Source organism: Leifsonia sp. T36S-04, from assembly GCF_042465655.1.
Classification (GTDB): domain Bacteria; phylum Actinomycetota; class Actinomycetes; order Actinomycetales; family Microbacteriaceae; genus Leifsonia.
This window is the reverse complement of record NZ_CP146286.1, coordinates 1,360,593-1,372,084: the sequence shown is the minus strand read 5'-3', so window position 1 is coordinate 1,372,084 and position 11,492 is coordinate 1,360,593. Positions and strand designations below refer to the sequence as shown.

Here is an 11,492-nt window from a genome sequence, read left to right as displayed (position 1 = left end):
CGCCGGTGTGGATGCGCCGCTCAGTCGAGCAGCGCCGCCTTCAGCGTGTCGAGGCCGACGCCGCCGATATCGAGGGCCTTCTTGTGGAAGGCCTTGATGTCGAAGGACGCGCCCTCGCGGCGGGCGTACTCGTCGCGCAGCTGCTCCCAGATGCGCTGGCCGATCTTGTACGACGGAGCCTGGCCCGGCCAGCCGAGGTACCGGTTCACCTCGAACCGGACGAACGGTTCGTTCATGTTGACGTTCTCCCGCAGGAATGGGAAGGCGTCCTCCCCCGTCCACGGGCGCGACCCGTCGGGCAGCGGCTTCTCGAGGTGCACACCGATGTCGAGGACGACGCGGGCGGCGCGCATCCGCTGCCCGTCGAGCATTCCGAGGCGGTCGGCCGGGTCGTCGAGGTAGCCGAGCTGCTCCATGAGCCGCTCGGCGTAGAGCGCCCACCCCTCGGCGTGACCCGACGTGCCCGCGACGCGACGCCACGAGTTGAGCTGCGCCTTGTTGTAGGTGGCCTGCGCGATCTGCAGGTGATGGCCGGGGACGCCCTCGTGATAGACGGTCGTCAGCTCGCGCCAGGTGTCGAACTCGGTGACGCCCTCGGGCACGCTCCACCACATCCGCCCGGCGCGCGCGAAGTCGTCGCTCGGGCCGGTGTAGTAGATGCCGCCCTCCTGCGTGGGGGCGATCATGCACTCCAGGCGACGGATCTCGGCGGGGATGTCGAAGTGCGACTTCCCCAGCTCTTCGATGGCGCGGTCGCTGGTCTCCTGCATCCACCGCTGAAGCGCGTCCGTGCCGTGCAGCTTGCGGCTGGCGTCGCCGTCGAGGAAGGCGATCGCCTCGGGGACGCTCGCCCCTGGCTTGATCTCGTTCGCGATCGATTCCTGTTCGGAGCGCATGCGGGCCAGTTCTTCGATGCCCCACTCGTACGTCTCGTCGAGATCGACGGTCGCGCCGAGGAAGCCACGCGAGGCGAGCGCGTATAGCTCTCGGCCCACCGCGTCCTTCTCGGGGGCGTGCGGGGCGAGCTCGTTCTCGAAGAACTCGGCGAGCGTGGCGTACGCCTGCGCAGACTCCTTCGCGCCGGCCTCGAGATCGGACTTCAGCGACTCCGGCAGCACACCGTCGAGGGGCTTCGCGTCGGACGTGAACTCGAAGAAGAAGCCGGTGTCGGCCACCTGCTTGCGCGCCTGGGCGAGGACCTCGCGCACCTGCCGGATCGCGGGGACGTTGCCGGCCTGGATGCCCGTTCGCAGCGTCTCGATGTACCCGTCCATCGCAGCGGGCAGATTGTGGAGACGCTTGGCGACGTTGGCCCAGTCGTCCTCCGTGTCCGTCGGCACCAGGTCGAAGATGTCGCGAAGCTCCTGCGGCGGGGAGGCGATGACGTTGAGGTCGCGCTGCCCGAAACCGGCCTCGTGCTTCTCGATGGTGAGCTGCAGTTCGCGCGCCAGGTCCATCTTGGTGATGCGGTCGATCTCGTCGACCGGCTCCGCCGCCTCGATGCGGGCGAGAGCCTCCTTCACCTTGGAGATCGCGTGCTCGGCTCCCGCCGGCGAGTAGTCGGTGTACTCACCCTCGCGGCCGGGACGGCCGAGCCACACGTGGTACTCCGGGTTCAGTTCCAGTTGTGTGTCGACCCACTCCTCGGCGATCGTGTCGACCGGGGTGGGTTCACGCTTCTGATCGTTGGTCATACTCCGACCCTACCGACGACCACAGCCATCCTGCACGGGCCGTCCGGATCGGTGGATAAGCCGACCGGACAAAGGGCTGTGGACGCATCAGGACAGTCCGCGACGATCCAATTCGTCGTGCAGCGCGACGAAGAAGCGGTCGATCTCGCCCAGCCGGCGCGTATACATCAGCACGTCGGCTCCGGGAACGGTTCCGACCGCGTCGAACTCGATCCGGGTGTGCGCCGCGTCCACGGGGACGAACCGCACCCGCTGCTCGAAGACCAGTTGCAGGGAGAGGAGCTGCGCGAACGGGTCGCGCAGGCTCGTGCCCTTCATGGCGTCGCGCACGAACTCGCGCGCCTCCTCCGGGGCGACCGGCACGACCTCGCTCGGGATGCGTCGCGGGACGACCGCCTTGCTCCGGCGGCGCTTGCGCGGCTCGAGTTCGCTCACGGACGCAGCGTAACCCGGGCGGCGGTCAGTGTGCGGCGGCGTCCCAGTTCGCGCCGCGGCCGATCTGGACATCGAGCGGAACGCGGAGGTCGACGGCACCGGCCATCCGGGCACGAACCAGTGTCTCGAGTGCGTCCCACTCGCCGGGGGCGACCTCGAAGATGAGCTCGTCGTGCACCTGGAGCAGCATCCGCGACTGGAGGCGCTGGTCGATGATGTCACCGGCGATCCCGAGCATCGCGACCTTCATGATGTCGGCGGCCGAGCCCTGGATGGGCGCGTTCAGCGCCTGTCGCTCGGCGTTCTCGCGCAGGACGCGGTTGGTCGACGTCAGGTCGGCGAACGGCCTCCTGCGCCCGAAGATCGTCTCGGTGAACCCGTCGACGCGGGCCTGCTCCACGACGTTGCGAAGGTAGTCCCGCACCGCACCGAAGCGCTCGAAGTAGTCCGTCATCAGCTGGCGCGCCTCGGAGGTCTCGATGCGCAGCTGCTTGGACAGACCGAACGCGCTGAGGCCGTAGGCGAGCCCGTACGACATGGCCTTCACCTTGGTGCGCATCGCGGAGCTCACGTCCGCCGGCGGAACGCCGAACACGCGCGAGCCGACGAAGCGGTGCAAGTCCTCCCCCGCATTGAACGCCTCGATCAGGCCGGGGTCGCCCGACAGGTGCGCCATGATCCGCATCTCGATCTGCGAATAGTCGGCCGTCAGCAGGGTCTCGAAACCCTCGCCCTGCGTGAAGGCCGAACGGATCTCGCGGCCCTCCTCCGTGCGGATCGGGATGTTCTGCAGGTTCGGGTCGTTCGAGGAGATGCGGCCCGTGCTCGTACCCGTCTGGTCGTAGGTCGTGTGGATGCGCCCATCCGTCTCGACCGAACGCTCCAGCGTCTCGACGATCTGCTTGAGCTTCGTCGCGTCGCGGTGCTGCAGCAGCAGGCCGAGGAACGGGTGCGGGTTCTTCTCCTGCAGGTCGGCGAGCGACCCTGCGTCGGTGGAGTAGCCGGTCTTCGTCGCGCGGGTCTTCGGCATCCCCAGCTCCTCGAAGAGCACCTGCTGCAACTGCTTCGGCGAGCCGAGGTTGATCTCGTGGCCGATCTGCGCATACGCCTGCGCTGCGAAGTCGTTGGCCTTGTCAGTGAGCTGCCCGCGCAGGCGCGCGAGCACCTCGGAGTCGATCGAGACGCCGTTCAGCTCCATTTCGGCGAGGACCGCCACCAGGGGCAGCTCGATGTCGTCGAGCACGGCGCGCGTGCCCTCGTCGAGGGCGATCATCTGCCCCTCGGCCACGCGGCGGATGAACCACGCCTCGGTCGCCGGGCTCACCGCGTCGTTGATGGGGACAAGCTGGTTGGGGTCGGAGACCGGAAGTGTCTCGCCGAGCACCTCGTAGACCTGTTCGGCGAGGGACTGGGCGGCCGCTCCCGGCTTGACCAGCCACGAGGCGATGCGCGTGTCGAACGCGAGGCCATCCACGAGGAACCCCGCGCGGCTCAGCGACTTGAACTGCGGCTTGGCGTGGAAGAAGTACTTCGGCGCACTGCTGGCGAGCCACTTCTCCAGGGCCTCGTAGTCTTTGCGACCCGGCGCCCAGGGCACGTAGACGCTGTCGTCGGCGACGGCCAGCCCGAACCCGGTGATTCCTGCCGGGCCGACCTCGAGCTGCACGGCGATCGCCGTCCCATCGGCGGAGGCTTTCGACAGCCAGTTCTCCAGCTCCTCGTCGACCATCGTGCGGACGGCCGGCGCGGTGACCGCGCCCGCGTCGCCGACCTGAGTCGCGGCTGCGACGCCGTCGAGCATCCCCTCTTCGGCCGCCGTCTTCATCAGCCGCTCCAGCAGCGTCTTGAACTGCAGGCGCGCGAAGATGTCGCGCACGGCGTTCTCGTTGAGCGGCTTGCGCTCGAGATCGGCGGGGCCCACCGGGAGGTCCACGTCGTCGAGCAACTGATTGAGGCGGCGGTTCCGGAGGGCGTTCTCCTGCTGGTCGCGCAGGTTCTGCCCGACGACGCCCTTGATCTCGTCGGCATGCGCCACGATGTTCTCGACGGTGCCGTACTGCTGCACCCACTTGACCGCGGTCTTCTCGCCGACCTTGTCGATGCCGATCAGGTTGTCGCTGGTCTCGCCGACGAGCGCGGCGATCTCGGGATACTGGTGCGGCTCGATGCCGTACTTCTCGCGCACAGCGGCGGGGTCGTAGACCTTGAGCTCGGAGACCCCGCGCACGTTCGGGTAGAGCAGCGTCACGTCGTCATTGACGAGCTGGATGGTGTCGCGGTCGCCCGAGACGAGGAGCACCTTGAAGCCCTGCTCGGCGCCCTGACGGGCGAGGGTGGCGAGGATGTCGTCGGCCTCGTAGTCCTCCTTCGCGATCGTCGTGACATTCATCGCATGGAGGGCCTCTTCGAGGAGAGGGATCTGGCCGGCGAACTCCGACGGCGTCTCGCCGCGGGTGCCTTTGTACTCGGGGTATTCGCGCGTGCGGAAGGAGTAACGCGAGATGTCGAAAGCGACCGCGAGGTGGGTCGGCTTCTGCTGCTGCAGCAGGTTGATGAACATCGCGATGAAGCCATGGATGGCGTTCGTGTGCTGGCCCTCGCGGTTGACGAAACTGTCGACCGGCAGAGCATAGAAGGCCCGAAATGCCAGCGAATGGCCGTCGATGACAAGGAGGGTAGGCTTTTCGGAGTCTGACACCAGCCCAGCCTACAAGGGGCCGGTGACAGTCCAGACGACCGTCAGGAGAGGCCGAGGATGACCGACGACGTGACCGACGACGCGCTCGCGTACGTGCAGCTGAGAGGGCTCGGCCGGCTGGCCGAGAAGATGGGCATCGAGATGCTCGAGTTCACCGTGGAGCGGGCCGTTGCGCGCATGCCGGTCGAAGGCAACACGCAGCCGGCAGACCTCCTGCACGGCGGCGCCTACGTGGTCCTCGGTGAGTCCCTCGGCTCGATGTCGGCGAACCTCTACGCCGGCGAAGGACGCCTCGCTGTGGGGATCGAGATCAACGCCTCCCACACCCGCTCGGCGACCAGTGGATACGTCACCGGCGTGTGCACGCCCATCCACCTCGGCCGCACGCTGACGACGCACGAGATCGCCGTGACCGACGACCGCGGCCGCCGCTGCTCCACCATCCGCATCACGAACCTGATCAAGGACCTGTGACGCGACCGGAGCGCTGACGATTTGAGCCAAATCGTGGTTATCGAGCGCGCATAACCGCGTTTTGGCGCAAATCTCTGTGGGGCTACTTCTTCGGCGCGAGTTGCTCGATGATCGCCTGGGCGACGTCGTGCATGGTGAGGCGGCGGTCCATCGAGGCCTTCTGGATCCAGCGGAACGCCTCCGGCTCCGACAGACCCATCTTCTCGTTGAGCAGGCCCTTGGCGCGGTCGACCAGCTTGCGGGTCTCGAAGCGCTGCACCATGTCGGAAACCTCGGCCTCCAGCGCGATGATCTGCTGGTAGCGGGCGAGCGCGATCTCGATCGCGGGGAGCAGGTCGTTCGGTGTGAACGGCTTGACGACGTACGCCAGGGCGCCGGCCTCTGTCGCCCGCTCGACCAGTTCCTTCTGGCTGAATGCGGTCAGCAGGACGACGGGAGCGATGTGGTCCTTCGACAGCCGCTCGGCCGCCGAGATGCCGTCGAGCTGCGGCATCTTGACGTCCATGATGACCAGGTCGGGCCGGAGCTCGGTGGCGAGAGCCACGGCGGTCTCGCCGTCCCCGGCCTCACCGACGACCTCGAACCCGTTGTCGCGCAGGATCTCGACGATGTCGAGGCGGATGAGGGACTCGTCCTCCGCCACGACGACGCGGCGGGGTGCGGTGGGGGTCGTTTCCTGGTCAGTCACGCACAAAAGCCTACGGTATTGTTCAGGTGTTGTTGTGCGCCGCCGTGGCGGAATGGCAGACGCGGAGCACTCAAAATGCTTTGTCCGGAAGGGCGTGTGGGTTCGAGTCCCACCGGCGGCACGACGATCAGATCCGCGCTCCGACGACCGTCGCGGCGAAGCGGCGGGCGCGCTGGGCGAGCCCCGCGATCCTCTCCTCGACGACCACGTCGGCGTCGAAGCCGACGTACGACGGCGGAGGAGTCCGCCGCACGTTCGCACTGCACTCGAAGGCACCGCACACCAGCGTCCCCACGGTGTCGCCGTTCCGGCCCGCCTGGCCCGCGCGGCGCGCCGACCAGAACCAGACGTCGTTCGTGAGGTGCACATCCTGGCACCAGCCGCACATCGTGGGCACGCTCGACCGCATCGACGCCTCGGAGGCCCGCAGAGCGATGCCCACCGGGCCGTCGTCCGTCGGCACCACGATGAAGCCGCGCTGCGGGAGCCGGGGGTCGCGCCAGCCGAGGTACTCGCGGCGCGACCAGTCGACCTCGTGCAGACCGGGCGGCAGCGGGAGCTCCTCGGCTTCGCTACGCGAGCAGTTGACGAACGACTCCCGGATCTGCTGCGGGCTCAGAACCTCCATGCGCACCTCCTGCATCCATGCTCGCACAGGATTCGCGCCCGGCCGCTTGACCCTGCCCCCGGGGTCAGGGCTTAGCGTGCTCGCATGACCACGATCGAAAGCGTCACCGACGCGACCTTCCAGGACGATGTGCTCGCCGCGCCGGGCACCACCGTCGTCGAGTTCTGGGCCGAATGGTGCGGTCCGTGCCGTGCCCTGTCGCCGATCCTCCAGCAGTTGCAGGAGGAGCACGGCGACCGCATCCGTATCGTCAAGATCAACGCGGACGAGAACATGGAGACCACCGTCGCGTACAAAGCGCTCGCGCTTCCGGTCATGAAGGTGTTCTGCGACGGCGAAGTCGTGAAGACGATCGTCGGCGCGAAGCCGAAGCCCGCGATGGAGCTGGAGCTCGCACCGTTCCTCTGAGCGTGGCCGGCCGGCTCAGGTGAGGTGGTCGAACGCCCCGCTCACCCAGCCGATGTAGCGGTCGGCCGACCGGAGCACCGCGCCGCGCGCATCCTGCAGCACGACGTTGCCGAGGTTGCCGTACATCCGGTCGAACGGCCGCTCGCAGACGGTGTCCGCGACGCGCCGGACCACTGCCGCCGACAGCGGGATGTCGTTCGGATAGCTGCGCTGGAACGTCACCCACTGCTGCGAGGGACCGGGGAACACCGTGTCTCCGCTGAGCACGACGCCGCGGTCCCAGTGCACGACCGCACTCCCGGGAAAGTGGCCGCCGACTGTCCGCAACGTGACTCCGGGGAGCACCTCGGTCTCACCCGTCCAGGACGCGATGGCCGGGTCCTCACGCTGCACCCAGTGCCGATCCGCCGCGTTGACGAGCACCGGAGGGTCGCCGAGCATCCGGGACCAGGTCACCTGCGCGCCGAACATGTGGGGGTGGCTGGTGGCGATGACCGCGACGCCGCCGAGGTCCTGCACGGCCGTCGCCGCGGCTTCGTCGACGTAACCGGTCGGATCCCACAGGAGGTTGCCTTCGGGCGTGCGGAGCAGGAGGCTCTGCTGGCCGATCCCGACCCGCGGCTCGCTGCGCAGGCCGTAGAGGTCGGGCTCCAGTTCGGTGATGACGACCCGCTCGCCGTCGCGCTGCAGCCGCTGCAGAGTGGTCCACTCCTGGCCGGTCGGCGGCACGTACTGGCGCTCGTCCTCGCAAATCGGGCACACGGCGGGTGGATGCTCCCCCGCGTCGTCCTGGATCGCCGTCGTCTCCACCGCACACGTCGCACACAGCCACTCCGCCACACCCGGACTCTACCGACGCGGACGCGGTCGGCGGAATAGGCTGCGACCAGGACCGATTGGAGTGGATGTGAAACGCATCGGGTTCCTCAGCTTCGGGCACTACCAGCCCATCCCGGGCTCCGTCTCGCGCACTGCGGCGGACGCCCTCCTCCAGACGATCGAGCTCGCCGTCGCCGCCGAAGAGCTCGGGGCCGACGGCGCGTTCGTCCGCGTCCACCACTTCGCCCCGCAACTGGCGTCCCCGTTCCCGCTGCTCGCCGCGATCGGCGCCCGCACGAAGCGGATCGACATCGGGACCGCGGTCATCGATATGCGGTACGAGAACCCGCTGTACATGGCCGAGGATGCCGCCGCAGCCGATCTGATCAGCGGCGGCCGGCTGCAGCTCGGCGTCAGCCGGGGCTCACCCGAGACGGCGCTCCGTGGCTCCGAGTCGTTCGGCTACGTCCCCGCCGAGGGCGAGACGGATGCGGACATGGCCCGCCGGCACACCGAGCTGTTCCGCGCGGCGATCGCCGGCGCGGGCGTTGCGGAGGCGAACCCCGCGATGACCGGCGGCCAGCGCGGCGCACTCGCCATCGAGCCGCAGTCGCCGGGCCTCGGCGACCGCATCTGGTGGGGTGCGGGCACGCGCGCCACCGCCGTCTGGGCGGCCGAGCAGGGGATGAACCTGATGAGCTCGACGCTGCTGACCGAGGACACCGGGGTCCCCTTCTCCGACCTCCAGGCCGAGCAGATCCAGCAGTACCGCGACGCGTGGGCCGCTGCGGGCTGGGAGCGGGAGCCGCGCGTGTCGGTCAGCCGCAGCATCCTGCCGATCACCACCGATCTGGACCGCCGCTACTTCGGGGCTTCCGCGCTCGCCGAGCGCAACGACCAAGTCGGCCATCTCGACGGGGGGCTCGCCCGCTTCGGGAAGAGCTACGTCGGCGATCCGGAGCAGATCGTCGCCGAGCTGAGGGAGGACGCGGCGGTCGCGGACGCGGACACCCTGCTGGTCACCGTGCCCAACCAGCTCGGCGTCGACTACAACGCACACCTGCTCGAGACGATCGTCACCCAGATCGCCCCGGCACTCGGGTGGCGCGATTAGCGCACACTCCGGGCATATGTACCCCGAACGAGGCGTAGACGCATCCGCTGGGACTGGGATGATGGGGGAACCGCACACCCGAATCTGCGGTGACCGTAGTATTCCTCGTTCTAAGGGTGTGCCATGCGAGCTCCGCGTCTCCGCTCCGCAATCACTGCGTCGGCACTCGCGTTCGCCATCGGCGGATCGGTCCTCGTGACCGCAGCACCCGCTTCGGCCGTGAGTCCTCGGGTCGACTCCGCATCCCCCTCCTCGGCGATCACGTCCATGTGGGCCTGGGGCAACCCGATCGACCCGGCGGTGGATGCGCGGGGCGAGGGAAAACCGCAGTTCGAGCCGCAGGCGCTCGCCGACTTCGCCGCATCCCACCAGCTCCGGACCGTCTTCCTGTCCGTGCCGTGGGCCGCCGACGAAGGCCCGTTCTCGACGTGGCTGACGGACGCGGTGAACGCGCTGCACGCGGCCGGCGTCACGAAGGTCGCGGCCCTCGGCGGGGATGCTGCCTGGGCCGATGACCCCTCCCTCGCCGCCACCTGGACCTCGGCCGCCCTGCGCGCTGCCCCGTTCGACGCCGTCCAGTTCGACGTGGAGCCGTGGGTGGTCTCGTCCGACGCCGAACTGCCGGCGGTGGTCGCGAAGCTGCAGACCATGTACGACCGCGCGAAGGTTGCGGCGGGATCCGTGCCCATCGGCGCCGACCTGCCGTGGTGGCTCGCCGCGAAACCGCAACCGGGCGGCGGCACCGCCTTCGACGCGCTGCTCCCCCGGCTCAAGTCGGTCGCGATCGTCGCGTTCAGCGACCACGCGGCCGGAACCGACGGCATCGTGGCGCTGGCGAAGCCCGCGGCGACCGCGGCAGCAGCGAAGCGCGTCCCGTTCACCATCGGCGTCGAGACGGACACCCCCGAGGTCGCCGGAGGTCCCGCCGCGACATTCGGCGACGACTCGGCGGCCCTCCTGGAGTCCGAGACGGCGAAGGTCCGCGCGCAGCTGGCGTCACTCCGCGGATACGGCGGCGTGACGGTCGAGCACCTGCTCAGCTGGCAGGACTTGATCGCCCGCTAGCAGCCCGCGAGCACAGGAAAAGTGCGGCTCTCGAGGTCGAAAGCCCGCACTTTTCCTGTGCTCGGCGGCCGCGGGTGCGCGGGAGGCTGGGTCAGCGCGCGTCGGCGGCGGCCTCGAGGGCGGCGATGTCGAGCTTGCGCATGGCGAGCATCGCCTGGTTGGCGCGGGCGGCACGCTCGCGGTCGGGGTCGGCCTGCAGTTCGAGGAGCCGGCGCGGCACGATCTGCCAGCTGAGACCCCAGCGGTCCTTCAGCCAGCCGCACATGCTCTCCTCGCCGCCGTCAGCCGTCAGCGCCTCCCACAGCCGGTCGACCTCCGCCTGGTCGTCGCACAGGACCGACAGCGAGAACGCCTCCGTGAACCCGTTCGCGGGACCGGTGTTCATCGCCTGGTACTCGACACCGGCGAGGGTGAAGCGCAGCACGACGAGCCCGTCCGGCATCCCCTCGCCGAACCGCTGGACCTCGAGGATGCGCGAATCCGGGATGAGCGACGTGTACAGCTCCGCCGCCTCCTCCACGCCGCTTTCGAACCACAGGAACGAACTGACCTTCTGCATGGGATCCCCCTTCGGACATCGTCGTCGATGCCGCTCATGGTAGCCGCGGCCCGCGTTCGTCGGGCAGGTCCCGGCGGAGTAGCGTTGCACCCGTGTCGAGCACCGGATTCTCCAGTTACATCGCCATCGGGGACAGCTTCACGGAGGGCGTCGGCGACGATCTTCCGGACGGACGCGTGCGCGGGTGGGCCGACTTCGTGGCGCTCGGGATGGCCGCCCACTCCCGCGAGCCGTTCCGCTACGCGAACCTCGCCGTGCGCGGCCGCAAGCTCGGGCCGATCGTGGCCGAGCAGGTGGATCCGGCGATCGCGCAGCATCCCGATCTGGTCAGCCTCAACGGCGGCGGGAACGACATCATGCGACCTCGCGTCTCGATCGAGGGCGTCGCGACGACCCTGATGGATGCGGCGGACCGGGTGGTCGCCTCCGGCAGCCACATGCTGCTGCTGAGTGGGGCGAACCCCAGCGCGCACCTCCCGCTCGGCGGGCTGGTCCGTCGCCGGGGCGAGGAGCTGGCGATCGCCGTCCGGGCGATGCTGCCGCGCGAGGGGATCACGTTCGTCGACAACTGGGCCGACGAGGGCCTGGAGGACATCCGGTATTGGTCGGAGGACCGCCTCCACCTCGGGCCGCTCGGCCACGCCCGGGTGGCCAGCAACGTGCTGACCGCGCTCGGCGTGCCGGTACCGGCCGAGTGGGGCGTGGAGGAGGTCGCCGCGGCGCCGCCCGGCGAGAAGACGCGGCGCACCGCCGACTACTACCGCCGCTACGTCCTGCCGTGGGTGGGACGCCGGCTCACCGGACGCTCCTCCGGTGACCACCGCGCCGCGAAGATCGCCGAACTCACCGTCGTCGACCCCGAAGGTGCCCACCCGCTGTAGACCGCCCGCTGTAGACCGCCCGCTGTGGA

Annotated in this window: 12 protein-coding genes and 1 tRNA gene; 6 read left to right on the top strand and 7 right to left on the bottom strand. The window is 69.2% G+C overall.

Going from position 1 to position 11,492, the window contains the following annotated elements:
- Nucleotides 1–20: 20 nt before the first annotated feature.
- From P3F85_RS06685 to polA, 3 genes are all read right to left on the bottom strand, one after another.
- Nucleotides 21–1,694 (bottom strand): DUF885 domain-containing protein, encoded by a 1,674-nt coding sequence (locus P3F85_RS06685; protein ID WP_374010462.1) that lies wholly within the window; start codon nt 1,692–1,694, stop codon nt 21–23.
- A gap of 87 nt (nt 1,695–1,781) precedes the next feature.
- Nucleotides 1,782–2,129, bottom strand: a complete 348-nt coding sequence (locus P3F85_RS06680; RefSeq protein WP_374010461.1) for a hypothetical protein — start codon at nt 2,127–2,129, stop codon at nt 1,782–1,784.
- A 25-nt stretch (nt 2,130–2,154) separates the two neighbouring features.
- Nucleotides 2,155–4,827: a DNA polymerase I gene (polA, locus tag P3F85_RS06675; protein ID WP_374010460.1), complete on the bottom strand. Its 2,673-nt coding sequence runs from the start codon at nt 4,825–4,827 to the stop codon at nt 2,155–2,157.
- A 57-nt stretch (nt 4,828–4,884) separates the two neighbouring features.
- On the opposite strand from polA, the gene P3F85_RS06670 reads away from it, so the two are divergent.
- Nucleotides 4,885–5,301 carry a hotdog fold thioesterase gene (locus P3F85_RS06670; RefSeq protein WP_374010459.1) on the top strand — a complete coding sequence of 139 codons (417 nt, stop codon included), beginning with the start codon at nt 4,885–4,887 and terminating at the stop codon, nt 5,299–5,301.
- A gap of 82 nt (nt 5,302–5,383) precedes the next feature.
- On the opposite strand, the gene P3F85_RS06665 is transcribed toward P3F85_RS06670, so the two are convergent.
- Nucleotides 5,384–5,989, bottom strand: coding sequence for an ANTAR domain-containing response regulator (locus P3F85_RS06665; protein WP_374010458.1), 606 nt, complete (start codon nt 5,987–5,989; stop codon nt 5,384–5,386).
- Between the two features lie 38 nt (nt 5,990–6,027).
- Here P3F85_RS06665 and P3F85_RS06660 point away from each other — a divergent pair.
- A tRNA-Leu gene (locus tag P3F85_RS06660) sits at nt 6,028–6,110 on the top strand.
- 6 nt (nt 6,111–6,116) lie between these two features.
- Here P3F85_RS06660 and P3F85_RS06655 read toward each other — a convergent pair.
- Nucleotides 6,117–6,617 (bottom strand): FBP domain-containing protein, encoded by a 501-nt coding sequence (locus tag P3F85_RS06655; RefSeq protein WP_374010457.1) that lies wholly within the window; start codon nt 6,615–6,617, stop codon nt 6,117–6,119.
- Nucleotides 6,618–6,701: 84 nt separating this feature from the next.
- On the opposite strand from P3F85_RS06655, the gene P3F85_RS06650 reads away from it, so the two are divergent.
- The gene (locus P3F85_RS06650) at nt 6,702–7,025 is read left to right on the top strand and encodes a thioredoxin family protein (RefSeq protein WP_374010456.1); all 324 of its coding nucleotides are present in this window, start codon (nt 6,702–6,704) and stop codon (nt 7,023–7,025) included.
- A gap of 15 nt (nt 7,026–7,040) precedes the next feature.
- Here the strand turns inward: P3F85_RS06650 and P3F85_RS06645 are convergent, their stop codons facing one another.
- Entirely contained in the window at nt 7,041–7,865 is an 825-nt protein-coding gene (locus P3F85_RS06645; protein ID WP_374010455.1) for a hydrolase, read from the bottom strand.
- A gap of 61 nt (nt 7,866–7,926) precedes the next feature.
- Here P3F85_RS06645 and P3F85_RS06640 point away from each other — a divergent pair, with 61 nt between their 5' ends.
- Nucleotides 7,927–8,958: an LLM class flavin-dependent oxidoreductase gene (locus tag P3F85_RS06640; RefSeq protein WP_374010454.1), complete on the top strand. Its 1,032-nt coding sequence runs from the start codon at nt 7,927–7,929 to the stop codon at nt 8,956–8,958.
- A 123-nt stretch (nt 8,959–9,081) separates the two neighbouring features.
- Nucleotides 9,082–10,023, top strand: a complete 942-nt coding sequence (locus tag P3F85_RS06635) for a hypothetical protein (RefSeq protein WP_374010453.1) — start codon at nt 9,082–9,084, stop codon at nt 10,021–10,023.
- A gap of 91 nt (nt 10,024–10,114) precedes the next feature.
- Here the strand turns inward: P3F85_RS06635 and P3F85_RS06630 are convergent, their stop codons facing one another.
- Nucleotides 10,115–10,582 carry a VOC family protein gene (locus P3F85_RS06630; protein ID WP_374010452.1) on the bottom strand — a complete coding sequence of 156 codons (468 nt, stop codon included), beginning with the start codon at nt 10,580–10,582 and terminating at the stop codon, nt 10,115–10,117.
- A gap of 92 nt (nt 10,583–10,674) precedes the next feature.
- Here P3F85_RS06630 and P3F85_RS06625 point away from each other — a divergent pair, with 92 nt between their 5' ends.
- Nucleotides 10,675–11,463, top strand: coding sequence for an SGNH/GDSL hydrolase family protein (locus P3F85_RS06625; protein ID WP_374010451.1), 789 nt, complete (start codon nt 10,675–10,677; stop codon nt 11,461–11,463).
- Nucleotides 11,464–11,492: the final 29 nt, after the last annotated feature.